26 protein-coding genes and 1 tRNA gene are annotated in these 25,513 nt (G+C 68.4%); 17 read left to right on the forward strand and 10 right to left on the reverse strand.

Annotation, left to right across the window (positions count from 1 at the left end; genetic code table 11):
• Positions 1-51: 51 nt before the first annotated feature.
• Both VMV28_05810 and VMV28_05815 read right to left on the reverse strand, forming a co-directional pair.
• Positions 52-921, reverse strand: a complete 870-nt coding sequence (locus tag VMV28_05810) for a UbiA family prenyltransferase (protein HUZ80114.1) — start codon at positions 919-921, stop codon at positions 52-54.
• A complete protein-coding gene (locus VMV28_05815; GenBank protein HUZ80115.1) occupies positions 918-2,420 on the reverse strand; it encodes a menaquinone biosynthesis decarboxylase in 1,503 nt (500 codons plus the stop codon). Before VMV28_05815 ends, VMV28_05810 begins: the two co-directional genes overlap by 4 nt.
• A 62-nt stretch (positions 2,421-2,482) precedes the next feature.
• On the opposite strand from VMV28_05815, the gene VMV28_05820 reads away from it, so the two are divergent.
• Positions 2,483-3,214, forward strand: a complete 732-nt coding sequence (locus VMV28_05820; protein ID HUZ80116.1) for a helix-turn-helix domain-containing protein — start codon at positions 2,483-2,485, stop codon at positions 3,212-3,214.
• A 24-nt stretch (positions 3,215-3,238) separates the two neighbouring features.
• Positions 3,239-3,682: a dUTP diphosphatase gene (locus tag VMV28_05825; protein ID HUZ80117.1), complete on the forward strand. Its 444-nt coding sequence runs from the start codon at positions 3,239-3,241 to the stop codon at positions 3,680-3,682.
• Positions 3,683-3,686: 4 nt separating this feature from the next.
• Here VMV28_05825 and VMV28_05830 read toward each other — a convergent pair whose 3' ends face one another.
• Entirely contained in the window at positions 3,687-5,294 is a 1,608-nt protein-coding gene (locus tag VMV28_05830; GenBank protein ID HUZ80118.1) for a helicase-related protein, read from the reverse strand.
• Positions 5,295-5,355: 61 nt separating this feature from the next.
• Between VMV28_05830 and VMV28_05835 the strand changes: the two genes are divergently transcribed.
• The 3 genes from VMV28_05835 to VMV28_05845 all read left to right on the forward strand — a co-directional run bounded on the left by VMV28_05835 (position 5,356) and on the right by VMV28_05845 (position 8,755).
• Positions 5,356-6,501 carry a glycosyltransferase gene (locus VMV28_05835; protein HUZ80119.1) on the forward strand — a complete coding sequence of 382 codons (1,146 nt, stop codon included), beginning with the start codon at positions 5,356-5,358 and terminating at the stop codon, positions 6,499-6,501.
• 75 nt (positions 6,502-6,576) lie between these two features.
• On the forward strand, positions 6,577-8,061 hold the full coding sequence (locus tag VMV28_05840) for an aldehyde dehydrogenase family protein (GenBank protein HUZ80120.1): 1,485 nt from the start codon (positions 6,577-6,579) through the stop codon (positions 8,059-8,061).
• Between the two features lie 76 nt (positions 8,062-8,137).
• Positions 8,138-8,755, forward strand: a complete 618-nt coding sequence (locus VMV28_05845) for a hypothetical protein (protein HUZ80121.1) — start codon at positions 8,138-8,140, stop codon at positions 8,753-8,755.
• Between the two features lie 17 nt (positions 8,756-8,772).
• Here the strand turns inward: VMV28_05845 and VMV28_05850 are convergent, their stop codons facing one another.
• Both VMV28_05850 and VMV28_05855 read right to left on the reverse strand, forming a co-directional pair.
• A complete protein-coding gene (locus VMV28_05850) occupies positions 8,773-9,429 on the reverse strand; it encodes an RNA 2'-phosphotransferase (protein HUZ80122.1) in 657 nt (218 codons plus the stop codon).
• Between the two features lie 13 nt (positions 9,430-9,442).
• Complete coding sequence (locus tag VMV28_05855; GenBank protein HUZ80123.1) at positions 9,443-9,730, reverse strand: RpoL/Rpb11 RNA polymerase subunit family protein; 288 nt, start codon at positions 9,728-9,730, stop codon at positions 9,443-9,445.
• A 159-nt stretch (positions 9,731-9,889) separates the two neighbouring features.
• On the opposite strand from VMV28_05855, the gene purD reads away from it, so the two are divergent.
• From purD to VMV28_05875, 4 genes are all read left to right on the forward strand, one after another.
• Entirely contained in the window at positions 9,890-11,293 is a 1,404-nt protein-coding gene (gene purD / locus VMV28_05860) for a phosphoribosylamine--glycine ligase (GenBank protein HUZ80124.1), read from the forward strand.
• Positions 11,294-11,346: 53 nt separating this feature from the next.
• Positions 11,347-11,655: a transcription factor S gene (locus VMV28_05865; GenBank protein ID HUZ80125.1), complete on the forward strand. Its 309-nt coding sequence runs from the start codon at positions 11,347-11,349 to the stop codon at positions 11,653-11,655.
• The gene (asnS, locus tag VMV28_05870) at positions 11,652-12,956 is read left to right on the forward strand and encodes an asparagine--tRNA ligase (GenBank protein HUZ80126.1); all 1,305 of its coding nucleotides are present in this window, start codon (positions 11,652-11,654) and stop codon (positions 12,954-12,956) included. The genes VMV28_05865 and asnS overlap by 4 nt, the downstream gene beginning before the upstream one ends.
• An 82-nt stretch (positions 12,957-13,038) precedes the next feature.
• Positions 13,039-13,569: a GNAT family N-acetyltransferase gene (locus VMV28_05875; GenBank protein HUZ80127.1), complete on the forward strand. Its 531-nt coding sequence runs from the start codon at positions 13,039-13,041 to the stop codon at positions 13,567-13,569.
• Between the two features lie 71 nt (positions 13,570-13,640).
• Here VMV28_05875 and VMV28_05880 read toward each other — a convergent pair.
• A tRNA-Leu gene (locus VMV28_05880) sits at positions 13,641-13,725 on the reverse strand.
• 153 nt (positions 13,726-13,878) lie between these two features.
• Here VMV28_05880 and albA point away from each other — a divergent pair.
• Positions 13,879-14,241, forward strand: coding sequence for a DNA-binding protein Alba (gene albA / locus VMV28_05885; protein HUZ80128.1), 363 nt, complete (start codon positions 13,879-13,881; stop codon positions 14,239-14,241).
• Here the strand turns inward: albA and VMV28_05890 are convergent.
• Entirely contained in the window at positions 14,183-16,015 is a 1,833-nt protein-coding gene (locus VMV28_05890) for an RDD family protein (protein ID HUZ80129.1), read from the reverse strand. The two genes, albA and VMV28_05890, sit on opposite strands and share 59 nt — an antisense overlap.
• Before the next feature lie 102 nt (positions 16,016-16,117).
• On the opposite strand from VMV28_05890, the gene VMV28_05895 reads away from it, so the two are divergent.
• The 3 genes from VMV28_05895 to VMV28_05905 all read left to right on the forward strand — a co-directional run bounded on the left by VMV28_05895 (position 16,118) and on the right by VMV28_05905 (position 19,234).
• Positions 16,118-17,518 carry an aspartate ammonia-lyase gene (locus VMV28_05895; GenBank protein HUZ80130.1) on the forward strand — a complete coding sequence of 467 codons (1,401 nt, stop codon included), beginning with the start codon at positions 16,118-16,120 and terminating at the stop codon, positions 17,516-17,518.
• A gap of 51 nt (positions 17,519-17,569) precedes the next feature.
• Positions 17,570-18,328, forward strand: a complete 759-nt coding sequence (locus VMV28_05900) for a helix-turn-helix domain-containing protein (GenBank protein ID HUZ80131.1) — start codon at positions 17,570-17,572, stop codon at positions 18,326-18,328.
• A 90-nt stretch (positions 18,329-18,418) separates the two neighbouring features.
• Entirely contained in the window at positions 18,419-19,234 is an 816-nt protein-coding gene (locus VMV28_05905) for a class I SAM-dependent methyltransferase family protein (GenBank protein ID HUZ80132.1), read from the forward strand.
• Here the strand turns inward: VMV28_05905 and VMV28_05910 are convergent.
• Positions 19,231-20,358 carry a pyridoxal phosphate-dependent aminotransferase gene (locus VMV28_05910; protein ID HUZ80133.1) on the reverse strand — a complete coding sequence of 376 codons (1,128 nt, stop codon included), beginning with the start codon at positions 20,356-20,358 and terminating at the stop codon, positions 19,231-19,233. The genes VMV28_05905 and VMV28_05910 overlap by 4 nt on opposite strands.
• Before the next feature lie 29 nt (positions 20,359-20,387).
• A complete protein-coding gene (locus tag VMV28_05915; protein ID HUZ80134.1) occupies positions 20,388-21,191 on the reverse strand; it encodes a ubiquinone/menaquinone biosynthesis methyltransferase in 804 nt (267 codons plus the stop codon).
• Between the two features lie 127 nt (positions 21,192-21,318).
• Between VMV28_05915 and VMV28_05920 the strand changes: the two genes are divergently transcribed.
• Complete coding sequence (locus VMV28_05920; protein ID HUZ80135.1) at positions 21,319-21,588, forward strand: hypothetical protein; 270 nt, start codon at positions 21,319-21,321, stop codon at positions 21,586-21,588.
• A gap of 68 nt (positions 21,589-21,656) precedes the next feature.
• The gene (locus VMV28_05925; GenBank protein ID HUZ80136.1) at positions 21,657-22,208 is read left to right on the forward strand and encodes a hypothetical protein; all 552 of its coding nucleotides are present in this window, start codon (positions 21,657-21,659) and stop codon (positions 22,206-22,208) included.
• A gap of 33 nt (positions 22,209-22,241) precedes the next feature.
• Here the strand turns inward: VMV28_05925 and proS are convergent, their stop codons facing one another.
• Positions 22,242-23,669, reverse strand: coding sequence for a proline--tRNA ligase (gene proS, locus VMV28_05930; protein ID HUZ80137.1), 1,428 nt, complete (start codon positions 23,667-23,669; stop codon positions 22,242-22,244).
• Positions 23,670-23,802: 133 nt separating this feature from the next.
• Here proS and VMV28_05935 point away from each other — a divergent pair, with 133 nt between their 5' ends.
• Positions 23,803-24,348, forward strand: a complete 546-nt coding sequence (locus VMV28_05935) for a hypothetical protein (protein HUZ80138.1) — start codon at positions 23,803-23,805, stop codon at positions 24,346-24,348.
• A gap of 74 nt (positions 24,349-24,422) precedes the next feature.
• Complete coding sequence (locus VMV28_05940; protein ID HUZ80139.1) at positions 24,423-25,508, forward strand: DUF373 family protein; 1,086 nt, start codon at positions 24,423-24,425, stop codon at positions 25,506-25,508.
• The last annotated feature ends 5 nt before the right edge of the window (positions 25,509-25,513 follow it).

The following is a 25,513-nucleotide window of genomic DNA, read 5'->3' on the forward strand; positions in this document are numbered from 1 at the left end:
GTCTCAGAAACATCGCCCCCGCGGGCGCAATCCGCGAGGGATCCGCGCGCCTTACGCGATGAATATGGCCACGGCGGCCCCGACGAGGTAGATCGCGCTCATCAGGAAGTGGCGCCGGAACGCGACCCGCGTAGCTGCGGTGTGCCGCAGGAGCTGGTAGTCGGTGATGACGGCCACCATCGCGATCGCAGCGAGTCCGATGGGGTAGGCGATCCCGAGACCGAGCACGAAGCCGAACGCGGCGAGCAGGATCAGCGCTCCGGCGTGCAGCACGGGTACGAGGTAGGTCGACCGACGCACGCCGACGAGAAGGGGGAGCGAGTGCAACTCGAGCGCACGGTCGCTCGCGAGGTCGCCGAGGCTGTGGATTGTCTCGAACGCGGTCCCCCACAACAGGAGGCCTCCGACGGCGAGGAGGGCGACGGGTGGGAGCGTGCCCTGGACCGCAATGAAGACCGCGGCGGGCACGATCGCCTCGACCAGTCCGAGGAACGGGGTGGTCCAGGCGGTGATGCGCTTCGTGTACGTGTACCCGTACACCATCGCGAGCGCCACCGGGGACAGATAGAACGCGAGCGGGTTCAGGAAGTAGGAGACCACGATCAGCAGGGCCGCGCTCGCGAGCGAGAAGGCGAGCGCGAACTCCGGGCGCGCGCGGCCGGTGACGAGCACCCGGTTCTGCGTTCGGGGGTTGACCGCGTCCTGCGCGCGATCGGCCCAGCGGTTGAAGCTGTGGCCCGCGTTGCGAGCCGCCAGGAACGCGATGACGATCAGAAGGAACGTCGCCAGCGAGGGAAGGCCCTTCGAAGCGATGAAGATGAAGGCGAGGGCGAACGGAAGGTTCAGTCCGAGGGTCTGGATCTCGAGCAGCCTGCCGAAGTCCCACCACCGCCCGGAGGCGTCTGTCGGTGGATCGGTCACGGCTGCGGCGGGCGGAAGAGGCGGGCGAGTGACGGGTCGCTCGCGATCAAGCGTTCGGCGGCCTGGCACGTCGCGTCGTCCATCCGGATCTCCTCCGGCCACGGACGGGGGAATCCGTCCTCGAGTCCTTTCTTGGTCGCGTCGATGCCGATCTTCGCCCCGAAGTTGGGAACGGGGTTGGAGATCGACAGCTGGTCGACCGGTCCGCGGGAGAGCTCGAAGTCCCGCTCCGGATCCGCCTGCAGGCCGACCCGGTAGAGGACCTCGGAGAGATCGTGGACGTTGACGTCGGCGTCCACGACGACGAGGTAGCGCGTGAACATCATCTGGCCCAAGCCCCAGAGGGCGTGCATCACCTTGCGGGGCTGGCCGGGGTAGGACTTTCGGATCGAGACGATCCCCACGTTGATGAACAGGCCTTCGAGAGGCAGGTTCATGTCCACGAGCTCGGGGAGGATCAACCGGATGACCGGTAGGAAGATCCGCTCCACCGCTTTTCCGAGGATCCCGTCCTCGGTGGGGGGTCGGCCCGTTACGGTCCCGAGGTACACCGCTCGCTCCCGGTGCGTCACGTGCGTGACGTGGAAGACGGGGAACGGTTCCGGGAGCGAGTAGTATCCGGTGTGATCTCCGAACGGTCCTTCGATCTTGCGCTCGGTGGGATCGACGTACCCTTCGAGCACGATCTCGGCCTGCGCCGGGACCTCCAGATCCACCGTGCGAGCCGGCACGAGCTCGACCGGTTCGGAGCGCAGGAAGCTCGCGAAGGCGAAGTTGGAGATCCCCTCCGGGACCGGAGCGAGCCCGGAGAACACGGTCGCCGGGTCGGCGCCGATGACCGCCGCGACGGGCATACGCTCGCCCCGTGCGGCCCATTTGCGGAAGTTGCTCGCCCCGATGCGGTGCAGCTGGGCGTGGAATCCGAGCGTGTCGGGGCCATACTGTTGGAGGCGGTAGATCCCCGTGTGCGGCTCGTTCGTGTCGGGGTCCTTCGTGATAACGACCGGGAACGTTACGGTCCGTCCTCCGTCCTTCGGCCAGCACTTCAGGATCGGCAGCCGGTCGAGGTCCACCGTCGGTTCCTCGACCTCTTGGCATGGGCCCGCGCGGACCCGTTTCGGCGCGAGGGACCGTAGGGTGGAGAGCGCCGCGATCGTTCCCCCGAGGTCCCGGATCGCTCCCACAAACCCGGCCGGCGGGCGCAGGTGAACGAGCTCTCCGATGCGCTTCGAGGTCGCATCGACGCTCGGATCCCCGAGCGCGAGCGCGATCCGACGGGTCGAGCCCAGCACGTTCATCGCGACGGGCATCGTGCATCCCTCCACGTTCTCGAAGAGGAGCGCGGGGCCGTCCCGAGCGAGGACCCGTTGGGTGATCTCCGTGATCTGGAGATCGCGGCTCACGGGCGATCGCACCCGAACGAGATCGCCCTGAGCATCGAGAGCCTCGAGAAACTCCCCGAGCGAGCGGTACGCCATCGGGTGGGGCGACGCCGCCACCGCTCATGAGTCCGGCGACGCCCGGGCAGGTTCATATGGGAACCCTCGGTCGGAGGTCCGCGATGCAGACGGTGACCCTCGAGTTCTCGACCGAGCACCTGGTTGCTCTCGGCCTCATTCCCGAAGGGTTCTTCGAGAGGTACGAGGAGGTCGAGCTGCTCGAGACCCTCCGGCTCGAGCAAGGGTGGCGGCTCCAGCTCGTCCGGGTCCGCCGACGAGGGCCCCTGAAGAGCGCCGCGGAGCTCCTGCGAGAGTCCCGCCGCATCCGGCAGATCTACGGGCTCGAGAGCTTCGAGCTGCTCGAACGGCGTCCGCGCAGCCGCGACTACATCCTCCTCATCCGCCAACGAAACTCCGAACGGCTGCGGTACCTGCTCGCCATGGCCCGCGGCCGGATCTCTCCCACGGTACCGTTCCGCATGACGAGCGAGAAGGTCGTAGCGAGCTTCCACGGCGAAGAGGCGGTGCTGCGCCGGGTCCTGCGCTGGCTCGCCAAGGAGGAGTTCCCGTTCCGCGTGCTTCGCGCCTCGCACCGTCCGTTCACCGAGGATTCTTCGTCGTCGCTCACCCCGCTCCAATCGGCCCTTGCCGCACGGGCCTGGGCCCTCGGCTACTACACGGTGCCCCGTCGGATCACGCTCACGCGGTTGGCTCGCCTCACGGGCCGAAGCCCTCCGGCCCTCGGCAAGATTTTGCGCCGGGCCGAGGGCCGGTTGGTGGCGCGGTTCCTCTCGGCCGAGTCTGCGGCCGCGGGCCCCGAAGCCGACCCGGCCGACCACGGGAAGCCGTCTTGAAGCTCGCTCGCATCGAGGAGTTCGATGGCGCCCCGCGTGCGTACGGTGGTCCTGGAGAGGATCGCGGGCATGGTCCACGCCCGGCTTCCCGCGCGCGCGACCGCGGGTTCGGCCTGCTTTGACCTCGCGGCCGCGGAGGCAGCCGACCTCATCCACGGTACGGTCACGCTCGTGCGCACCGGCTGGAAGATGCGCGCACCGAGGGGGACATTTCTCGAGGTCCGGCCGCGGAGCGGTCTCGCCTCCCGCGGTGTGCTCATGGTCAACGCTCCGGGGACGATCGATCGCGACTACTCCGGGGAGATACGGATCCCGATGTCCTACCTCTTCGATGGGACGTACCACATCGAGGTCGGGGACCGGATCGGGCAGATCCGCGTGGTCGAAGATCTTCCCGCTCGATTCCGCAAGGGAACGGTCGCCCCCGTCGCCTCGCGACGCGGCGGATTCGGAAGCACCGGCCGATAGTCCCCTACGGCTCGTACTCGGTCATCAGACGCTGCACGGTGTGGGCCGGTGGCGGAGGGAGGATTTCGCCGGCCCGGGCCTTCGCCTCGATCTCCTCGAGCATCGAGTGCATGCGGCGCTCGCGGGAGGCCGCTCCCCGGTTCATGCCTTCGTCGCGGGTCCCCTCGGCCACGAGGACGATCGCGCGGCCCGCCCGCGCGCGGCCGGTCCGGCCCCGACGCTGGATGGTCCGAATCACGTCCGGCAGGGGCTCGTAGAAGACGACGAGGTCCGTGGCGGGAATGTCGAGGCCTTCCTCCGCGACCGATGTGGCGACGAGGACGTTGATCTCCCCCGCCCGGAACCGATCGAGGAGCGCCACCTGGTCCTTCTGGGAGAGGCCGGGGTCGTCGGTCCGGGTCGCCTGTCCCACGAAGCGTCCCGCCCGAACCGCAGGGCTTCCGAGGCGCTCGAACTCCAGGAGGAGCCGATCGACCGTGTCCCGGTACTGCGTGAAGATGATGGCCCGCCCGTTCGGGCGCTGACGTAGCTCCTCGGCCACGATCGAGACCGCGGCGGCGATCTTCGGGTGTTCTAGGGTCGTCCGTTCGATCCGTCGGCGCACCTCGAGCACGTCCGGGTCTTGCAGGAAGGCACGCTGGGCCGGCGTGATCCGACCTCGCTCGGGCCGGTCCTGTCGTTCGAAGAAGGCGCGGAGCGCTTCCACTCCCTGGCTCTCGGCGAGCTCGACCGCGTGCTGCCCCTTCATCGCGGCGGCCTGGGCCGTAACGGCGGCCCAGAGCCCCGGGGCGGCCGCGGTCCCGCGGCTCCGGTCCACCGAGAGCTGTCGATGTAGCCGTTCGCCCACGGTCAGCAGGGTCCGTCGAGTGGTCTCCCCGGGAGGGAGCAGATCATAATGCCGCAGGACTTCCATCTGCCGAGCGACCGCGGCCTTCAACAGGATCGCGAGGTGGCGCATCTCGACCGGGACAGGGATCGTCACCGTCTCGACGCCGATGTCGTGGATGTACGGGCGAACGTCCGGCGAATCCTCGGTGCGGTACTCGAAGTGTTCGATATCGAGATTGTACCAGACCGCCTCGATCCGTTCCTTCCGGGAGCCCGGCGAAGCGGTCAAAGCGAGAACGCGAGCGCGGGGCCCATCGCGGTTGGCGAGACCGACCGCAACGTACGGGTAGTTACCGACCGCGCGGTGCGCCTCATCGAATACGATCGTCGAGAAGCCCTCGAGCGTGAATCCCCGACCGAGCAGGTCATTGGCGATCACCTGGGGGGTCGCTACGACGATCTGGGGAGGGTGGAGCAGTGCGGCACGTCGTTCGGGGGTGATCGCCCCGGTGAGCGTGAGCGGTGGCGGGCCGAGAATCGAAGCGGCCACCGATCGCGCGTGCTGCACGACGAGGGGGCGAGTGGGAGCCATGAACAGGATCGAGCGATCGGGATACCGCCTCAGCTGTTCGGCGATCACCCGCAGGGCGATCGCGGTCTTTCCAAGGCCCGTGGGGAGGATCGCGAGGGTGTTGCGGTCGACCACGACCTTCGCGATGTTCGCCTGATACTCCCGGTCGTCGAGCGCATTCGGCTTCAGACGCGGGTGCACGACGGCCGTCATCGCCCTCGACCGTCGGACGCCACCGAGCGCAGATTAACTAGTCTCGGCGTGCGGGAGGTCGATGGTGGCGCTCTGGACGGTCGTGTTCCTCCTCGTCCTGGCCGTCGCGGCCCTCGTGTACCAGGGGCTGGCCATCCTGTTCTCCTACGAGATGCCCCGACTCGATCCGATGGCGTCCCGCGAGGGGCCGCCCGCGTCGATCCCCGAACTCAGCGTCGTGATCGCGGCCCGGAACGAGGTCGTCGACCTGCCGCAGACCCTCGAGGATCTTCTGGCTCAGGATTGCGTGCCGGGGGAGATCGTGGTGGTCGACGGAGGATCGACCGACGGAACGGCGGCCGTCATCGACGCGCGGTCTCCCCGGGTGCGCCGTATCGACGAGCCGCCGTTGCCGAAGGGTTGGGTGGGAAAGAGCTGGGGGTGTTGGACGGGAGCACGCGCCACCCGGGGGAAGTGGATCCTGTTCATGGACGCGGACGTGCGGACGCACCGCGCGGCCGTGCGGACGGTGCTCGAGTGGGCACAGCGCGAGCAAGCCGATCTCGCATCGATCGGATCCCGGATCGATATGCGCTCGTTCTGGGAACGGGTGGTCCTCCCGTTCTACGTCCAGATGGTGCTCGTCCATCTGCGATCCTCGCGCGTCAACCGACTCCGATCGAGGGCCGCTACGGCGAACGGCCAGTTCCTCCTCGTCCGCCGGGAGGCCTACGAACAGCTGGGGGGACACGAGTCGGTCCGCGCTGCGGTACTGGAGGATGTCGCACTCGCAGAGCGGTTCCGGAACGGCGGCCGGGCCCTGAGGTTCGCGTGGGCGCCGGATCTGGCCTCGACGAGGATGTACCGCGGCCGAGAGGAGATGTTCGACGGACTTCTCAAGACGGTCCACGGGACGACGTACTCCTCCACCGTGCAGATCGGACGCCTCGCAGGGCTGATCGGCCTCTTCCTCCTCCCGCTCGGGCTCCTCCCGCTCGGGTGGGTGGTCGGCAGCACGGCCCTGATGGCCATGGGGGTCGTCCTGTGGGTCGCGCTCTTCGGAAAGCACGTCGCCTTCGCCCGGGCGGTCGGGGTACCCGCCGCGTACGGTCTCCTCTACCCGGTCTCCGTCGCCTACTACATCGCGGTTCTCGCTGCGTCGATCGGTCGCGGGGGTTCCCGTCGCCCGGTCTACTGGAAGGGACGGGCGTACGACATCCGCCCGTGACGTCGGGAACCTTCCCCGGGGCCCTCGGCCCCGCCCTCAACGCATATGTGGGCGCCCCCCATCGAACCGAGTACCATGGCGGAAGCGAACGGATCGAAGTACCAGCTCTTCATCGACGGTGCCGAGATCCCCGCGAGCCGCGGCGAGCGAGCCACCCTCACGGACCCCGCGACGGGGGAACCGATCGCGGACCTCGCCATCGGCGGTCCGGAGGACGCACGCCACGCGATGGAAGCGGCCGAACGAGCGTTCCGCGAATCCGGCTGGGCTGCGGATGACGGAAGCGCACGCGCACGGGCGCTTCGCCGGCTGGCCGATCTGCTCGAAACGGAGGCCGAGTCGATCGCGCGCCTGGAGACCCGCAACATGGGCAAACCGCTCCGCGAGTCGCGCGGGGATCTCCAGTACGTGGTCCGGACGCTCGAGTACGTCAGCGGGCTCGCCGACAAGGTCCAGGGAGAAACGATCCCGGTCCCCGGACCGCGGCTCGCGTACACGCTGCGCGAGCCGCTCGGGGTCACGGTCCACATCGCCCCCTGGAACTATCCGCTGCTGCTCGCCATCCGGTCCGTGGCCCCGGCCCTCGCCGCGGGGAACGCGGTCGTCCTCAAGCCGGCAAGTCTGACCCCCCTGACCGCCATCGCATTCGCCCGTCTCGCCCACCGGGCCGGTATCCCCAAGGGGATCCTCAACGTCGTGGTCGGCCCCGGGAGGTCGGTCGGCGAAGCGCTCGCGCTCGATCCGCGCTGTCGCTCGATCTCCTTCACCGGAAGCGGAGAGATCGGCCTGCGGATCGCCGAGATCGCCGCTCAGCGAGTGATCCCGGTCACGCTCGAACTCGGTGGCAAGAGCCCCGTGATCGTGTTCCCGGATGCCGACCTCGACCGGGCCGCGAAGGGGATCGGCTACGGGATCTTCGGGAACGCGGGCCAGATGTGCTGGGCCGCCTCCCGGCTCATCGTGCACGAGAGCGTGCACGCCCCGCTGCTCGAGAAGGTACGCGCGATCGCCGACGCCACGAAGCTCGGCCCCGGGCTCGAGGACGGGATCGAGATGGGCCCCCTCGTCTCCGCCGATCAAGCCGTGAGGGTCCTCGAGTACGTGCGGAGCGCGCTCTCCGACGGTGGAGTTCTGGTGGCCGGCGGGAATCGTCCCGCCGAACCCCGGCTGGCCCACGGTCACTTCGTCCGGCCGACCGTGCTCGACCAGGTCCCTGGAGAGTCGCGGGCCGTTCGGGAGGAGATCTTCGGACCCGTTCTCTCGGTGTTCTCGTTCAAGGACGCCGAGGACGCGATCCGCATCGCCAACGACACGCGCTACGGGTTGTTCGCGGCGATGTGGACGAAGGACCTCGCCATCGCCCACACGGTCTCTCGACGCCTTGAGGCGGGGATGGTGAGCATCAACGAAGCGCCGAACACCTTCCCCCAGACCCCGTTCGGCGGATTCAAGGAGAGCGGGATCGGCTTCGAGCAAGGAACGAAGGTCCTCGAATCGTACACCCGCCGAAAGAACGTGATCGTGAACGTTGCTCTTCCCCGGAAGAAGGCGGATACATAGGCGCGGACGAGGCGTTCCGCTCGAAGGTTCGTACGAAACCCCCTAAGAACCTCCCTAGGCTCCGAGGGCGTCCACGATGCCGGAGTCGGTCAGCCCCTCGACGACGTGGGGGGAGTGCGCATTCTGCGGGAACGCCGTGCCCCCGACGTCCGCCGTCTGCCCGATCTGCGGGGCGGGCGAGCCCGTCCGCGCCGGGACGATCGCGCGAGCTCCCCGCCGGGTCCAGCGACGCCTCAAGCTGCTCGGAGCCTTCCGGATCCTCATCGTGGCCGGCGTGGTGGTGGTGCTCGCCTTCCTCGTCATCCAGCCGGTTCTCTCCGGACCCCCGGTCCTCGCCGATCCCCTGACCACTTCGGGAACGTACACGATCGGTGCGGGAAACTCCACGGTGCTGGCGGGCGAGGTCAGCGGCGAGGACTTCATCACCGGCAACTTCTCGGTGGTCGCTCCCGTGGGCACGACGATCGGATTGACCGTGTACAACACGACCGAGTACTCGCAGTTCCTCGCCGGGGACAATCCCCAGAACCAGACCTGGTACAGCCCGGGAAATTCGGGCCCGATCACCTTTGCGGCCTACTACACGGACACGTACTACTTCGTGTTCTCGAACCCGTATCCGACCACGAGCGGCATCACCGTCACCGTGTACATCGCGACCCAGTACCAGACGAACGTGAACTCGTTCGCCTAGCCGGGTCGGCGTGGCCCCTACTCGGCGGCGTCGCTCGGAGGGGTGGGCACCCGGGTGAGATATTCCGAGGGGACCTGATCGGCGAGAAAGACCGTCTTGCCCGCCCGCATGATCACGAGGCCGTCCCCGCGCGCGCGCTTCGCATCGATCTCGAGGATCACCGGGTTCGGGCGCCGGACCAAGCCGGCGTTCCGGGCGTCCTGGGCGGTCTTGGAGAGGTGCACCTTGCGCCGATCGGACGGCTTGAGGCCGACCTCGAGGACGATAGCGGCCTCCTCCTCGGTCACGGGATAGTAGAGCTGGTCGGGCACGTTCTCGGTCGGCAGATCGAGAGCGACCTCGAGCGTATGACCGTAGGTCGCGCGGATCCGGTCGTCCCGGACCTCGTACCGTCCCTTCGCGTCGGTCTCCGCGATCGCCACCAAGTGGTGGACACGCAGCCAGTGGTAGACGCGGTGCTGCTGGGATATCGCGCGGACGATCTGGGGCAGCGAGACCCAGCCGCGCTCGTCCATCGTGAGGTGGTAGCGGTCGGGGAAGTGGCGCAGGATGCCCGTCAGGATCCGACCGAGGTGGTCGAGCTCCCGGTCGTCCATGAGGAACTTCGAGGGTTGCCCGCAGACCGGGCAGTTGTCGCCCCGAAAGTAACCGTGCTGGTCGCACTCCTTCAACATCGGGCGCGGTCCCCTACGTGCGGATCTTGTCGGCCTTCTTGTCGAAGTCCGTGACCAGGTCGCCGTACATGTCCGCGAGATCCTTGAGGACCCGCTTGAGCACCTGCTGGGGCTTCTCGCCCTTGGTCTTCAGGTAGAGCGTCGGCCGGTCGAGGTACGGGTGTCCGATATAGTACCGAGCCTCCACGACCTTCTCCTCGCGCTGCAAGGCTTCCACCAAGGGGATGAGGAGGGTCTCCTCACCCTGCGGAAGCTCCAAGCGGAGCGTATCCGATTCTCGTTCTGCGACTCGAACGTCCATCGGCGGCCTATGGGAAACGGGCCACTAGGGCCCCGTTCTTAAGGGTGGCGGGGCCGAATGCGCGGCGGCACGCGCTCCCGTACGCGGCAGCGCATGCACGCACCGCGGACCACTCCGTCCCGACGTGCCTATAACTCCTCCAGCTTCCTCCCCGGCCGAATGCGCGTCCTGGTGGTCGGGGGCGGAGCCCGGGAGCACGTGATCGCCCGCGCCTTATCCATCGCCGGGGCCAAACTCGTCAACGTCGCCCCCCACACGAACCCGGGCATCGCGCGCCTCGCCCGCGCTACCGCGCGCTCGGAGATCACGGACGCCGATGCGGTCGTGGCCTTCGCCGAGCGCCAAGAGATCGATTACGCGGTGATCGGCCCCGAGGCCGCGCTCGCCGCCGGCGTCACGGACGCGTTGCGCGCCGCGGAGATCTCCGTCGTGGGGCCCTCTGCCGCGGGGGCCCGGATCGAGTCGTCGAAACTGTTCTGCCGCGAGCTGCTCGCCCGCTACGGGGTCGGGGGCCAGCCGCGATTCGAAGCACCTAAGAGCATTGACGAGGTCGACGCCCTGGCGCAGCGCTTCGGGACCCCGTTCGTGGTCAAACCGAGCGGACTCACCGCCGGCAAGGGGGTGTGGGTCCAGGGGTCGGATTTCGCGGAGGTCAAGGAGGGCGCGGCCTACGCGAAGAGCCTCCTCATGCAGGGCCAGCGGGTCCTCTTTGAGGAGAAGCTCGTCGGCGAGGAGTTCAGCCTCATGGCGTTCGTCACCGACTCCGGCATCTATCCGATGCCCGTCGTGCAGGATTTCAAGCGCGCCTTGGAAGGGGACAAGGGCGGCAACACCGGAGGGATGGGAGCCTACTCCCAGCGTGATCATCTCCTACCGTTCCTCCCGGCCGCCGACCGCGACGTCGCGGTCGAGATCATCCGACAGACCGTCGCGGCGCTCCGCACGGAGGGGATCGAGTACCGAGGGATCCTCTACGGCGGGTTCATGCTCACGGCGCAGGGCCCGAAGCTCGTGGAGTTCAACGCTCGCTTCGGCGACCCGGAATCGATCAACGTCCTCTCGCTCTACGAGGAGGGGAACTTTGACGAGCTCCTGTTCGGGGTCGCGAGCGGCCGGGTCGACCCCAACCTGGTGCGATTCCGCCTTCGGTCGACCGTCCTGAAGTACATCGTCCCCCCCGGGTACGGCGACAAGCCCCGACCGGGGGGGATCCTTCGACTGGACGAGCCCGCGATCGAGGCGGAGGGAGTCCACGTCTACTTCGGGAGCGTCGAGGAGGTCGGTCCGTCGACCGTTCAACTCGGTTCGGGACGGGGCATCGCGCTGGTCGGAGAAGCGAGCGCGATCCACGAGGCCGGAGCCCGGGTCGAGATCGCCCTCGCCCACGTCGAGGGCGAGTTCTACGTGCGCCACGACATCGGGACCAACGAGGACCTCGCGCGCCGACGCGAGCACATGCGCCAGATCCTCGCCCCGGGCGCGAAGCCGTCGCCCCTTCCGTTGAGCGTCGCTCCGGCCGCGGCTCCCCCTTCGAGCGCGGCATCGCCGGACCGGTTCCCGTAGGTTCCCCTCGCGCGAAGGGTCAAATACGGCTGGCTCCCTCGAATCGTCTCCCTATGTTTTGCCCCAAGTGCAAGCGCTTGATGCGCCCGGACACCGCGGCCCACCGCTGGGTCTGCCCGGCGTGCGGAGCCACCGTCCCCCTCGGCTCGGGCAAAGAGGTGGGCCGCTCGACCCCGAAGGAGCGCGAGGTCTCGGTCGTGGAGACGAAGTCGGTGACGCTGCCGACGGCGAACGAGGTCTGCCCCAAGTGCGGCAACGACACCGCCTACTGGGTGCTCCGCCAAACCCGGGGCGCGGACGAGCCCGAGACCCGGATCTTCGAGTGCACGGTGTGCGGCCACAAGTGGCGAGAGTACCAATGAGCTCCACCGCGTTCTCCGCGATCGAGCGTGCGTTCCGTCCGGGGGCGATCGGCGCACCGATCACCGTGCGAGGTTGGGTGCTCGGCTCGCGATCCTCCGGCGGGATCCTGTTCATCACGCTCCGCGACCGCACCGGCGTCGTGCAGGTCACCGGGCGCAAGGATGCGCTGGGGGAGGTGCCGTTCACCGCCGCCGAGCACGTCCAGAACGAGGGAGCCATCGCCGTCGAGGGCACCGTCGCGGAGGACCGGCGAGCGCCCGGAGGGCGGGAGATCCGCGCATCGCGGATCGTCGTCATCGACGCCGGAGAGCCGTACCCGATCTTCCAGGAGCAGACCGAGGAGTTCCGGCTCGACAAGCGGCACCTGGTCATCCGCTCGCAGGACCACGTCGCCACGTTCCGCGTGAAGGCCGAGCTGTTGAGGACGTTCCGCGAGTTCATGGACCGCGAATCGGTCCTCGAAGTGACGCCGCCGATCCTGAGCGGCAACGCGGCCGAAGGAGGCGCCGAGGCGTTCGAGATCGATTACTTCGGACGACCCGGATACCTCTCCCAGACCGCCCAGCTCTACCTCGAGGCGCTCCTCGTGCCCAACGAGCGCGTCTACGCGCTTACCCCGTCGTTCCGGGCCGAGAAGATGCGCACGCCGCGGCACCTGACCGAGTATCTCCACCTCGAGGGCGAACTCGCCTGGACGGATCTCGACGGACTGCTCTCGTTCGTCGAACGGATGATCGAGTACGTCTGTCGCGCGATCGCCGAGCGGCGACCGACCGAGCTTCGGCAGCTCGGACGGGCGCCGGAGGACCTCGCCGCCGTCCGCGCACCGTTCGAGCGGGTCCCGTACGCCGCTGCGATCGAGGAGCTGCAGAAGAAGGGGTTCGCGATCGAGTGGGGCGCGGACTTCGGCACCGCCGAGGAGCGAGCGCTCACGATCGAGCGGACCGCGCCGATCTTCCTGACCCGGTTCCCGCGCGAGCTCAAGGCGTTCTACATGCTACGCACCCCCGGCGACCCGCGCACGGTGGAAGCCGCGGACCTGCTTGCTCCCGAGGGCTACGGGGAGATCGTCGGCGCCTCCTGCCGCGAGACGAGCATCCCGAGCCTGCTCGAGCGCCTCGCCCAGCTCGGTATCGATCCGGCCGCCTACGAGTGGTATCTCGACCTGCGACGCCATGGAAACATCGAACACGCGGGCTTCGGCCTCGGCGTCGAGCGCGTGCTGCGCTGGATGCTGCGTCGGGAGCACATCCGCGACACGACGCCGTTTCCGCGGACACCGAGCCGACACACTCCGTAGCGGGCCGCCCGGAGACGGCAAAGGTTCAAGAACGGTCGCAGTAGTGCGTGCGACGTAGCGGCTTTCTCTCGGGGGGCACAGCGTGGCACTTCAACGACAATCCGATCGTGAGGAATCGAGCGCCAAGCCCGCCCCGCCGGCGCCCGGGGATCTCCTTGTCGAGCGGATCACTCACCGGGACGTTCCCGAGGTCGCCGCGCTTCTGAAGAGGGTCTGGGACGCGCAGCGCCCTGAGCTCCCCCCCGAGCTCGTGAAGGAGTGGGAGCCGACCCCGCTCGAGTTCACGAGCCGGATGGAAGGAGTGACGTTCTACGCCGCCCGGCGCGACGGACGGCTCATCGGGCTCATCGGCTGCGAGCTGGACGGTCGCAGCGCGCACTTCCACACGCTCGTCGTCGATCCGACCGCTCGCCGCCAAGGAGTAGGGAGCGCCCTAACGCGGGCCGGCATCGAATGGGCCCGGCGCAATGGGTGCGCGTCGATATGGTTCGATCATCTCACACTGTTCACCGCGCTCCCCCCACTGCTCAAGCGCCTCGGATTCACCGAGGCCGGCGTTCTCCACCGTCACCTGTACAACGAGGACGTACGGTACTTCGAACAGATCCTCTAAGCCCGATCTCCCGAACTCCCGCCTCTCCGCATCGGGACGACCGATGTTCCCCGGATCCGAACCCGGGGTCCTGCAGGGGGTGAGATTTGAACTCACGGACTCCTACGAGACTAGGACCTCAACCTAGCGCCTTTGACCAAGCTGGGCCACCCCTGCAGAGGGCCGGTCGCGCGACCGATGCGCCGAGGATAACGCTTTCGAAGGCGAGGGCCCGAACGGAAACGCGCTGCGCTCGTACGGCGCCCAACGATCGTGCGGGCCCCGCCTACGAAGAGAAACGTCTATAATCGAAAGGCCGTGGGGCCGACCATGACTCCTCGCGGGGGTGACGACCGTCCCGAGATCGCCTTTCGGGAGACGACCACGGGTCACCCGATCGTCTTCATCGGCCAGAAGCCGACGATGACGTACGTCTTCCAGCTCGTCGCGCAGCTTCACTCCGGTGCCGGACCGGTGATCGTGAAGGCCCGCGGGAACGCGATCGGGAAAGCCGTCGACGTGGTCGAGGTCGTCCGGCGCCGCCTCCTGCAAGGCCAAGTGACGATCGGCCCGATCTCGATCGATACCGAACGCCTGACGAACCGCGACGGCCGGGACGCGAACGTCTCCTCGATCACGATCTCGGTGGCACGGACGGCATCGGAGCCGGCGCCACCGGTGCCGTCGAAGTAGGACGCGCGGCGCGGACCACCCAGGTTCCCGCCCAGCGATCGCCGATCCGTTGCCGCTCGGAGCTCAGCACCATCACCAGGATCGCGAACGCGCCGAACAGGACCGTCGCGGTGAGAGCGATCCCGAGGAAGTACAGGAACGCGATGAGATTGGTGAGGTTCCCGAAGACGACCGCGTTCGCCGCGCCCACGCCTCCGTGGGCGAGGATCGCGACCGCCGCGGAGAGCCCGAGCCCGATCGCGCTGTAGGTGGCGAGGCGCGGGGCGGCGCGCACGAACGCGGCGAGCCAGCCCGGCCGCCGGAAGTTCCGGTCGCGCACCTCGAGCCCGAGCATCCATTTCCCGAGGGTCGCGCCGAACGCGGTTTCCGAGATCACGTCGTAGAGGAACGCGACGGCGATGTAGCCATAGGCCGCCGTGACGAACGAGACCGCCGAGAGCACATCCACGAGCGAGCCGCCGATGCTGGCCGCGAGGAACCACCACACGGCCACCGCCGGGACGGTGACGAGGGCCAGATCGATGGCGTAGGCCGCGATGCGCGCACGGAGCGACGCGAGGCGCGGGGTCCACAGCGATCGCCCGACCCCGACGAGCATCCGCGCCGCCAACCATGCGCGCATGGCTTCGGGCGGATCGGCCGGAGCCGTTGCGGCCAGCGCATCCAGGTTCGCCTGGTCGGCAACCACCCATCCCGGGGCCCCGAGCCCGCTCCACGGGTGGGCCGGATCGGGGGCCCCGGGAAGTTCGAGGACGCGATGGGCCTGCGCAGCGGCGTCGTGAGCGGCGACGCTCGCGGCCCGGATCGAATCGGCCGGCCGGCCGTCGTACTGTTCCTGCAGCGAGCGGGCCAAGCGATGGGTGGGAGAGGCCGGTGGGATCGAGCCCGCGTCGTCGGGGACGGGAGTCCAGCCTCGTTCGAGGAGGTGGTGGGCGGCGTAGGCCGCGGCGAGCGCGAGGAGTCCGGATAGGTACAGGAGATCGAGAATGTCCGCGCCTCCGATGACGTAGAGGTTCATCGGTCCCGGTCCGTAGAGAGGGGGTTGACGGAGCACGTCGGCCCCGACAAGCACGCCGAACGTCGTGGCGGAGTAGGCCATGGGCAGCGCGAGCGCTTCGCGTCCTGCGAACAGCGGCCGTGCGATCAGGACCGCGACGAACCCCGCGAGCACGGGGGTGATCACATAGATCGGGAACTGTTCTTCGATGCCGGCGCCCGGCACCGTGTACGAGGCGAGGAAGGTCAGCACGGTCACTCCCGAGGTCAACGCCACGAGGCCGGCCACCCGCCGTCCTGCGGACGACGGGGCGTCGCCGAGAAGCCGGGGCGCGAGGACGAACGCCGCGAGGGAGAAGGCGACGGCGATCGCGGTGACGGCGATGTCTTGGGTCGCCGCGTTCGAGAGGTACACGACAGTAGCGAGAGCGAGCGCGCTCTCCACGCTGAACCAGACGCCGAAGAACGCGAGCGAACGACGCAGCGGGGAAGCGATGCGCGTGAAGAGGGCGCACGAGACCAGGAGGGGAAAGAGTCCCCCACCGAGATTGATCGCCAACAGGTCCGGGCCGATCCGGGTGAACGTCAGTTCTGCGACGTAGGCGAGGAGGCTAGCGGGTACCAGCAGCCAGAAGGTCAGCTTCCCAAAGCCCACGCTCTCGGCGAGGGGCCCCCGCTCCCAGGCGAAGAGCGCCAGGAACAACCATAGGAGCGGGGTGAGAGCGAAGGCGAGGATCGTGCCCGTGACATCGAACCCCAGTTGCAGCGGATCGAGCACGGTGTAGGTCTCGCCCGCCCTCGGAGCCTCGGCGCCGGGGCGTGCCCCACGAGCGGCGAGGAACGTAAAGGGTTATTCCGCCCGGGGACGTGGATTCAATCGATGGTCGCCCAACGCACCGAGAAGGACTCCCTCGGGGAGCGCGAGGTCCCAGCGGACGTGTACTGGGGGATCCAGACCCTGCGAGGTCGGGAGAACTACCCCGTCAGCGGGTTGCGCGCGAGCCCCCACCTCGTCCGGGCCTACGCGTTGCTCAAGCTCGCCGCCGTCCACGCCAACGTCGAATTGAAGGGACTGGACGAGCGGCGCGGCAAGGCGCTCGCACAGGCGGCCCAAGAGATGGCGGAAGGGCGATTCGATCACGAGTTCCCGATCGACGTGTTCCAGGCGGGCGCCGGCGTCTCCTTCCACATGAACGTCAACGAGGTCCTGACGAACCGGGCCCTCGAGATCCTAGGACTGGCTCGGGGAGATTACCGGGACGTCAGCCCGAACGATCACGTCAATCGCGGACAGTCGACGAACGATACCTTCCCCTCGGCGGCCCAGGTCGCGGTCCTCCTCGCCCTGCGCGAGCTCCGACCGGCCGTGGTCTCCCTCGCGGTGAGCCTCGAGCGCAAGGCGCAGGAGTTTCGCGCGTTCGCGAAGGCCGGCCGCACCCACTTGAAGGACGCGATGCCCGTGACCCTCGGGGCCGAGTTCCGGGCCTACGCCATGGCGCTCGAGCGCGTGCTCGAGGCGCTCCCCACGGTGGAGCGGGCGCTCAGCGAGATCCCGCTCGGGGGGAGTGCGGTCGGCACGGGGGTCAACTCGGTCGCCGGGTTCCGCTCCAGGGCCGTGGCGGAATACGCGTCGCTCACGGGGCTCACGCTCGTTCCCGGACGCGACGCGTTCGAGACGATGCAGAGCCGCTACGCGCTCGGGCTCGCGTCCGCCTGGCTGCGCACGCTCGCGCTCGAGCTGATCCGGATCGCGAACGACCTCCGGCTCATGGCGAGCGGACCGTACACGGGGCTCGACGAGATACGGGTCCCCGAGATCCAGCCCGGGTCGTCGATCATGCCGGGGAAGGTCAACCCTTCGGCCGCCGAGTGCCTGAACATGGTCGCGTTCCACGTGGTCGGCGCGGACGTCGCGACCGCGCTCGCCGTACAGGCCGGCCAGCTCGAGATCAACGTGATGATGCCGCTCGCGGCGTTCGAGGTCCTCTTCTCCGCCGAGATCCTCACGAACTACCTGCCCGTCTTCGCGCGTACGTGCATCGACGGGCTGATCGCGAACGGACCCCAGCTCGAGGCCTACCTGCTCGAGTCCGGCGCGATCGCGACCGTCCTCACGCCGAAGCTCGGCTACCTGAAGGTCGCCGAGCTCGTGCACGAGTCCCAATCCACGGGAAAGTCGGTCAAGGAGCTCCTGCTCGAGCGCCGACTCCTCACCGCGGCCGAGATCGAGGAACTCCTGGGCGCAGCCGCGCTCCTGAAGCTCACCGAACCGGTGCCGTAGGCCCCGAACGCGCATCGTTAAGTGGCGTCGGTCTCCTCGGCATCGGGGATCATGACGACGCTCGAACGGGTCCCGGTCTCGCTCGGGAACCCCGCATCGGAGGAGTTCCGACACGCGGTCGAGATCCTCGGAAAGGTCGGGCTAACCCAGTACGAGGCCCGGGCGTACGTGGCGCTCGTGGCGAGAGGCCTCGGAGACGCGGCGACCATCGCGCAAGCCTCGGGGATCCCCCGCACCTCCGCCTACAAGGTCCTCGAATCGCTCACGGAGAAGGGCTACGCCAAACCCACGGGAGGCAAGCCGATCCTCTTCCGGCCCACCCCGCCGCAGGACGTGGCCGAGACGCTGAAGGGCGCGATCCAGGAAGTCTTCGAGCAGCTCGCGGAGCTGCACCGTGCGGTCGCCGAGCACGGCGAGCCCCAGCTCGTCTATCTGCTCAGCGGCCGCGATAAGGTCCTCGGGAAGATCGCCGAGCTCCTGGACCAATCCTCCGCGACGTTCATCCTCACGACCCCGCAGATCTCCGACCTGCGCGATGAGCTCGGGAAGAAGATCCTGCACGCGGTCAAGCGAGGCGTACAGGTGACATTCGTCACCGCTCCCTTGCAGCGCGTCCCGGAGGGGATCCAGTACGTGACGCGCGACAACCTCCTGGCGACCGAGGTCCTCGCGGACGGTCAGCACGCCCTCCTCGCCGCTCCGGGGCTGGATGCCTGCGGGTTCACGGACAACCCGATCCTCACCGCGCACCTCCAGCAATTCCTCGAGGTCGTGCTCGACCGCGACCCGGGCGGCACTCCCGCGCCGTAGCCGTTCGCGTCCATGTCGGACGGCGGTGCCGTGGGGGTTGGAACGAGCCGGGGCCCCGCGACGCCCCCGGCCGAACGTGTTCGCCGTCGCGTGGCCGCCTCGGCGGGGGCCGAGACCGCGGCCCGTCTTCCCCTCGGCTACCACCGGATGGGCCGGGTGCTCTTGCTTCGGCTCCCGGGGGAGTTGCGGCCGGAGTTCCCGCAGATCGGAGAGGCCTGGCGGCAGGAGCTCGGAGTGGCGACCGTCCTGACGCAGGTCGGACCGGTCGAAGGCGAGCTTCGTCATCCGCGGATCGAGGTCATCGCCGGCACCGAGACGGACACCGAGGTCATCGAGCACGGGATCCGCTACCGCTTCGATGCCGCGCGGATCCTGTTCGCGACCGGGAACCGGGCCGAGCGTCAGCGCGCCGGTCGGTTGACCCGGCCGGGGGAGACGGTCGTCGATCTGTTCGCTGGGATCGGGTACTTTGCGCTTCCGGCCGCACTCCGAGGCGATGCGTCCGTGGTCTATGCGGCAGAGAAGAATCCCGTGGCCCACGGCTACCTCCAGCAGAATGCCGAGCTCAACGGAGTCGCGGAGCGCGTGCGCCCCCTGCTGGGCGACAACCGCGAGCTCACGATCCCGCTCGGGGAGGCGGATCGGATCTTCCTCGGCTACCTTCCGAGCGCCACGGCTTGGATCCCGCGCGCGCTCGAGCTGGGCCGGCGCTCGGGGGTCTGGTTGCATGTCCACCGGGTCGCGGACGTACGGGGCGGAACCGATGCGTCCTCGGAGCTCGTCCGAACAACGATCGAGTCCTGCGGAGCCTCGATCCTTGCGGCGCCCGAGGCCCGGGTCGTCAAGCCGTACGGACCGGGACGGAACCACGTGGTGGTCGACGTGCGCGCGCGCCCGCGAGACTAGTCCGCGGCGCGCGGGCCCGCCGGTCGAAGCGCGGCGACGGCCTGGGGGAACGCCTCGACGAACCGGTCGATATCGGACGTGGGGTTGGAGAAGGAGACGCGCACGAAACGCGCCCCGAACTCGTGCGAGAGATAGTTGCCCGCCCGTACGAAGACGCCGTGGCGCAGGAGCAGCTCCTTCTGCAGACGCTCCGGCGACACCCCTGTCTCGTGGATGTCGACCACGAACATGTTCGCAAGGCTTGGGAACACGGGCAGGGTCGCCCCGGGGACCTGGAGGACCGCATCGCGGACCCGTTCGCCGTTCGCGTGCGTCTGGCGACGCACCTCGGCGATCCACTGCGGTCGGGACTTCATCGCGGCCTTCGCCGCCACCTGGGCGAGTACGTTCAGGCCGAGATCGTTCGTGTTGAACCGGACGATCTGCTTCTCGAGCTCGGGGTTCGCTACGAACCCGCCGATGCGCAATCCGGCGAGCCCACAGTTCTTCGACACGGACCAGACGACGATCGTGTCCTGGGGAGCAAACTCGGTCGCCAGCGTATGGTGCTCGGAGAAGTCGCGGTAGGTCACATCGTTGAGCAGGATCAAGTGCCGGTCGTGAACGATCTCGGCGATCGCGCGGACCTCCTCCCGAGGGTAGCCGGATCCGAGCGGGTTCAGCGGATCGATCAGCAGGATCATCTTCGTCTTCGGACCGATCGACTCCTGGATCCGCTCGCTCGTGAGCCGGTACGGCGGCCGATAGATCGGCAGGTTCCGGACCTTCGCTCCGGTCAGTTCGGCAAAGCGGTGGATGATGAAGTAGCTCGGATCGGAGGCGAGCATTTCGTCCCCGGGTCCGAGCAGGGCGCGAGTCAGCATGTACAGCGCTTCGGTCCCGCCTCCCGTGAGGAACGGGGGGAACTCCGTAGGAGTCCCGAGGCCGTGGCGGAGGAGCTCGATGAGCTCCGGGTCGCCCGAAGCGAGGGGATACATCGGGTACCGGCGGTCCTTCACCGCCTCGATCAGGGAGGGTTCGATGGCTTCGCGGGGGACGAGGTGGTTGGTGTTCTGGCACATCCACGCGATCTCGTGGTAGCGCTCGTGAGCGTAGCGGAACGCATCGAACGGAGCCTCGGGCATTGTCGCATCCGCCCGGGGCGGGAGCGGACTTAACGGCTTTGGCTCCCGGCCCCGTTTGACGGTCCGGCTTCGGCGAGGAACGTCGTGACGATTCCGAGCGACTGGGGCCGGGTCTCGACCCGGGAGAACCCGGCCCGGTACATCGCCTCGACGAGCTGCGTGCGGGGCGGAAGCGATCGCAACGACTCCGGCAGGTAGCGGTACGGCCCGGCGCTCCCCACCGCGGCCCCGAGCCACGGCACGAACCGATCGAAGTAGGCGTGGAAGATCCGCCGGAAGGTCGGCGAGGTCGGCTCGGTGATCTCGAGCGTGAGGAAGACGCCTCCCGGCCGCAGGACCCGACGCGCCTCACGGAGCGCAAGCTCCAGGTCCGCGAAGTTCCGCATCACGAAGGCGTTCGTCACCAGATCGAACGCCGCGTCCGCGAACGGGAGCCGCAGACCGGTCCCTTGCCCAAAGTCGAGGCGCGGAAGCTCCCGAGCCGCGCCGTGCCGGACGGTCGCCTTCTCCAGCATCGCGCGCGTGAAATCGAGCCCCACGACCTCGGATCGGGGAAAGTGCCGCGCCACGAGCACGGCGAGATCCCCGGTCCCGCATCCCAGGTCGAGGACCCGGCGGACGGGCCCGGGGGCCCGGAAGCGATCGAGGTCCCAGAGGGCTCGGGGACGCCAGATGAAGTCGTTGCCCACCGAGGCGATGTGATCGAACCCATCGTACCCCTCGGCGATGTGGGTGAACATCCGCTGGATGTCACGCTGGAACGACGGTTGTTCGCGGTCCGGGTACGGCGAGCCGTCCTCGGCTCGGCGCCCGGTCGCTTCGGCCGCCGCCATGCCCTCAAGGACCGTCGTATCGGCTTAACGGTGTCCCGGGCGCCCGTCCGGGAGAGCGCGCCGGGCATCTCGAGCTCCTTCTGGGGTGTCGTAAGCGTTAATTAAAGCGGTCCGGCTCGGAGGAGCGATGGCCGGTTCGATAGCCGACGAGGAGCCGCTGACCCAGGGGCGGTCCGTCTCCGACCTCTCGCTCACCCGGCAGCTCGCCTTCTGGGGCTTCGCCGCCCTGCTCATCCTCGCGGCGGTATTCTATGTCTGGTGGGGGCTCTCCTTCGGGGTCTGGATCGACAACGGCGTCTATGCCGTAGTCGCGACGCTCGCGGCCTTCGGCCTTGCCGGGATGTGGCTCGTAATGCCCAACCCGCCGCCCCCGGCGCTGCCTCCCCCACCGAACTAGACGCCCGCCTCTCGAACGCAGGTTCGCCGCTCGCGCAAGCCATTTCCCCTGAGGCGCGTGGGTCCGGCATGGCTCCTCCGCGATTGTTCTGCCGGCTGCGACGCGAGGTCCCGCCCGGTGCGCGGGGCGTATCGGTGGTACCGGCCGAGGGAATGTGCCTCTCCGCCTTCCTCGTGCTCTCGCCTCCGGGCGCGCCCGGCACGGTCCTCCTCGGACGAATCGATCCGCGTGCGAACTGGGAGCAGCTCGGAGCCCTGGATACGGACCGCGCGGCGTCCGTCCAAGCCGGATGGATGCTCCCCTCCTCGCACCTCTTGCTCTACGAATCGCCGCACAACGCGGCGCGCCGGATCGCGAGCGAGCAGCTCGCGCGTCCCGGCCTCCGCCTCGGCGCTCCGATCGTGGTCTCGGACGCTTCTCCCCGATCGGACGCAGCGCCCGGCGAAATGCACTGGGACCTGGGGTTCATCTTCTCCGGCGAGTGGCCGCGGACCTCGGACGCGCCTCCGGCCCCGTGGTCGCGCCTGGAGCTGGTCGATCTCTCGGGGCTTCGCCGCTCCGATATCGTTCGGGGACAGGCCGATATTCTCGTGTACGCCGGGCGAACGGTCGACGCGTAACGGATCGAACGTTCCCGTTGCCGGCCCATCGAACTACAGAGGCCGAGACGCCAGCGCCCAGACGCCACTCTCGGTGGAAGCGCACGCGATGCACGGACCGGGAGCGCGAGGTTCCAGAGGGAGAGGGCCTTCGGGGGTCCCGAGCACCGACCCATCGATCGCCTCTTCGATCTTGCGACCGCAGGGCTCCCCACCGCACCAGCGGACCACCCGGATCTGGGTAGATCCCGCGAGTTCCGCGAGGGTATCGGCGTACGCAAAGGATGCCCGGAAGCGCTCCGTAGCCTGCTCCGTCAGCGCACGATCGAAGTCGGCGAGGCGCCGATCGACCTCCGCCTCGACGTGCTCCAGCGGGAAGGTCGATTTGCGGCCGAGTCGGTCGGTGGCCGATACCGTTCCCTGTTCCGCCTCGCGGCGACCGATCTCCAGGCGAAGCGGGGCGCCGCGGAGCTCCCAGAAGTAGTACTTCGCTCCGGGTCGCGCGTCGGTGGCATCGACATGGACCCGCCGTCCGCCCTGTCGCAGTCGGGTCGCGATCCCCTGCGCCATCGCGATCGGGTCCGCGGTGCCCGCGGCGGCCGGGATCGGGACAATGACGATCTGGTGGGGAGCGATCGCGGACGGGAAGACGACCCCCTTGGCATCCCCGTGGACGGCCACGATGGCTCCGAGAAGCCGCTCCGAAAGTCCGAAGGTCGTTTGGTGGGCGAAGTGGGAGCTCCCATCGCTCGCCTCGTACTGGATCCCGTACGGTCGGGAGAAGTTCTCCCGGTAGTGGTGGATACTGCCGATCTGGAGCGTCCGCCCTTCCCCGAGCGGGATGTCGAGGGCGATCGAGTAGAACGCTCCGGCGAACTTGTCCCACTCCGGGCGGCGAACGGGAATGTACGGCAGATCGAAGGCCTCAGCCATCTTCGCGAAGGCGCCGAGATTGGAGGCGACCCGCGCCGTCGCAGTGTCCTCGTCCGCTTGGCAGGTGTGCTCCTCGAAGAAATGGATCTCGCGAACGCGCATGAACGGCCGCGTCGTCTTCGTCTCGTAGCGGAAGGTGTTCACGATCTGGTAGACATTGAGCGGAAGGTCCCGGTGCGATCGCACCCAGAGCGAGAAGATCGGGTACATCGCGGTCTCGCTGGTCGGGCGGAGCACCAGAGGTACGTCCAGTTCGGCGAGTCCCCCCTTGGTCACCCAGTAGACCTGGGCGTTGAACCCCTGGATGTGCTCGGCTTCCTTGGCGAACTCCGTCGAGGGGATCAGCGCCGGGAACTCGACCGCGTCCGATCCCGTCGCTTCGATCTCGCGGATGAGCACCGCATCGAGGCATCGTCGGGCACGGAACCCGTACGGGGTCCAGACGTTCATCCCCTTGACCGGGTAGCGCTTGTCCGTGAGCTGGGCCGCCTCGATGACCTCGAGGTACCATTCGATGAACGCGGTGCGCTTGTCCGGAAGCTCGCCCATGGGCGCTTCGATGAGGGGGGCCCCTGGATTATAACCATGACCCGACACGCGCTCCTCCCGACTCGGCGAAGCTTGCCCGGAACCCGTTGGACTCAAGACCCCCGCCCGGCTCCGTCGTGCGAGTGGACCGGCGATGTGGGGAAGCGGGGGACGCGAGGAGCCGTGGACAGGGGGCCCCAGAGGACGAGGGCCGCCGATCGACCCGCACGCGACGGTCCTTCCCCGCCTGTTCGTCATGCTCCTGCTCACCGGGCTGTTCGCCGAGTTCGTCATCGGCGTCGGCGTGTCGGTCTGGGGCCCGAGCATCCCCTCCTCCGTCTCCACGCTCTTCGGACCGGGCGCGGGCTCGTACGGGTGGCTCTCGGTGCACGCCGTTCTCGCAGTCCTGCTCGTGCTCCTCGGGATCGCCCTCGTCGCCATGGTCGGACGTCTCCACCGCCGCCGCCTCACGTTCGGGGCGGTCGGTGGGTTCCTGTTCGTCCTGCTCTCGGCCCTGTCCGGCTATGGGTACATCGCGAGCTCGGGCAACGCGCTCTATGCCGTCTTCATGGCGATCTTCTTCCTGATCGGCTGGAGCGCGTACGCCCGGCTGTCGATGCAGCTGCGGCACGCCGCGCACCGGGCGATGCGATTCGACCGCATGAACGCCGCCGCTGGGCCTCCTCCCTCTTCCCCCTAGAGCGCCGGGGGTTGCGGAGGGAGCGCCCGGAGCACCTAGACGGTTAAGCTCCGGGGCACCCTTCTACGAGCGCCATGCGCTTGGTCGTGTGCATCGATCGCGATGACGACCTCGGCCGCAAGGCCGGCGTCGCCGGACCGATCGTCGGACGCGCCGCCGTCATCGACGCCGCGACGCGACTTGGGATCGCGGACCCCGAGGACAGCGACACAAACGCGATGTTCGCGGCGGTCCGCATCCTCGACGAGATCGCGAAACTGGGGGAAGAGGGAGAGATCTGCGTACTGACCGGGTCCCCCAAGGTCGGCCTCCTGTCCGACACTCGGGTCGCCGAACAGTTCGATCACGTCCTCGAACGCGTGCACGCCACCTCCGCCCACCTCGTCAGTGACGGAGCCGAGGACGAGCACCTCTTCCCGATCCTAGCCTCGCGCCTGCGCATCGACGGCGTGCACAAGGTCTACATCCGCCAGAACGCGAGCATCGAGTCGACGTACTACACGATCGTACGGGCGATGAAGGACCCGAAGCTGCGCGCGAAGACCATCCTCCCCGTCGCGCTGGTCCTCCTCGTCCTCGGGATCGCCGCGGCCGGTGGCGTGCTGGTCTGGGGAGTGGTCGGGATCGCGATCCTCCTTGGGGTCTATCTCATCTTCTGGACGTTCGACATCGACGAGGCGATCATCGATTCCGTGCGCTCGGCGTCGCGGGACGTGCGTACGGGCTCGGTCGCCTTCGGATTCGGGCTGTTCTCGGTGCTCCTCGTCGGCGTCGGCTTCCTCGCGGGGTACAATGCCTACACCACCAATCCCCACGGGGCGCTCGACGCCTTGCTCTCCTTCTTCCAAGGCGCGATGATCTGGTGGGTCCTCGGCGGCCTCGTGTGGGAGTGCGGCCGGGCGCTGCGGCGCTACCTCTCCCTCGGGCGGTTCCCCCGCTCGTTCGTCGTGGCGACGACCTCGATCATCGGGATCGGGTTCATGAGCTACGGGGTGATCTATCTCGTGCAGTACCTGGAGAACCTGCGCACCCCGGCGGGCCTGCCCTTGACGATCGCCTTCGTCATCCTGGGCCTCGGCCTCGTGATCGCCGCGGGGATCCTCCAGCAGCACTTCAAATCGGTCATGAACCGCGGCTCTTCCGAACCGGCCTCCGGGTGAGGCGC

It is taken from the genome of Thermoplasmata archaeon (assembly GCA_035532555.1).
Taxonomy (GTDB): Archaea; Thermoplasmatota; Thermoplasmata; order Lutacidiplasmatales; family UBA184; genus Lutacidiplasma.

Excerpts from the sequence above, each read along its gene's own strand:
- VMV28_05820 (HUZ80116.1), top strand. The coding sequence starts at position 2,483 with ATGCAGACGGTGACCCTCGAGTTCTCGACCGAGCACCTGGTTGCTCTC.
- VMV28_05825 (HUZ80117.1), top strand. The coding sequence starts at position 3,239 with ATGGCGCCCCGCGTGCGTACGGTGGTCCTGGAGAGGATCGCGGGCATG.
- VMV28_05830 (HUZ80118.1), bottom strand. The coding sequence starts at position 5,294 with ATGACGGCCGTCGTGCACCCGCGTCTGAAGCCGAATGCGCTCGACGAC.
- VMV28_05835 (HUZ80119.1), top strand. The coding sequence starts at position 5,356 with ATGGTGGCGCTCTGGACGGTCGTGTTCCTCCTCGTCCTGGCCGTCGCG.
- VMV28_05840 (HUZ80120.1), top strand. The coding sequence starts at position 6,577 with ATGGCGGAAGCGAACGGATCGAAGTACCAGCTCTTCATCGACGGTGCC.
- VMV28_05845 (HUZ80121.1), top strand. The coding sequence starts at position 8,138 with ATGCCGGAGTCGGTCAGCCCCTCGACGACGTGGGGGGAGTGCGCATTC.
- VMV28_05850 (HUZ80122.1), bottom strand. The coding sequence starts at position 9,429 with ATGTTGAAGGAGTGCGACCAGCACGGTTACTTTCGGGGCGACAACTGC.
- VMV28_05855 (HUZ80123.1), bottom strand. The coding sequence starts at position 9,730 with ATGGACGTTCGAGTCGCAGAACGAGAATCGGATACGCTCCGCTTGGAG.
- purD (HUZ80124.1), top strand. The coding sequence starts at position 9,890 with ATGCGCGTCCTGGTGGTCGGGGGCGGAGCCCGGGAGCACGTGATCGCC.
- VMV28_05865 (HUZ80125.1), top strand. The coding sequence starts at position 11,347 with ATGTTTTGCCCCAAGTGCAAGCGCTTGATGCGCCCGGACACCGCGGCC.
- asnS (HUZ80126.1), top strand. The coding sequence starts at position 11,652 with ATGAGCTCCACCGCGTTCTCCGCGATCGAGCGTGCGTTCCGTCCGGGG.
- albA (HUZ80128.1), top strand. The coding sequence starts at position 13,879 with ATGACTCCTCGCGGGGGTGACGACCGTCCCGAGATCGCCTTTCGGGAG.
- VMV28_05895 (HUZ80130.1), top strand. The coding sequence starts at position 16,118 with ATGGTCGCCCAACGCACCGAGAAGGACTCCCTCGGGGAGCGCGAGGTC.
- VMV28_05900 (HUZ80131.1), top strand. The coding sequence starts at position 17,570 with ATGACGACGCTCGAACGGGTCCCGGTCTCGCTCGGGAACCCCGCATCG.
- VMV28_05910 (HUZ80133.1), bottom strand. The coding sequence starts at position 20,358 with ATGCCCGAGGCTCCGTTCGATGCGTTCCGCTACGCTCACGAGCGCTAC.
- VMV28_05915 (HUZ80134.1), bottom strand. The coding sequence starts at position 21,191 with ATGGCGGCGGCCGAAGCGACCGGGCGCCGAGCCGAGGACGGCTCGCCG.
- VMV28_05920 (HUZ80135.1), top strand. The coding sequence starts at position 21,319 with ATGGCCGGTTCGATAGCCGACGAGGAGCCGCTGACCCAGGGGCGGTCC.
- VMV28_05925 (HUZ80136.1), top strand. The coding sequence starts at position 21,657 with ATGGCTCCTCCGCGATTGTTCTGCCGGCTGCGACGCGAGGTCCCGCCC.
- proS (HUZ80137.1), bottom strand. The coding sequence starts at position 23,669 with ATGGGCGAGCTTCCGGACAAGCGCACCGCGTTCATCGAATGGTACCTC.
- VMV28_05935 (HUZ80138.1), top strand. The coding sequence starts at position 23,803 with ATGTGGGGAAGCGGGGGACGCGAGGAGCCGTGGACAGGGGGCCCCAGA.
- VMV28_05940 (HUZ80139.1), top strand. The coding sequence starts at position 24,423 with ATGCGCTTGGTCGTGTGCATCGATCGCGATGACGACCTCGGCCGCAAG.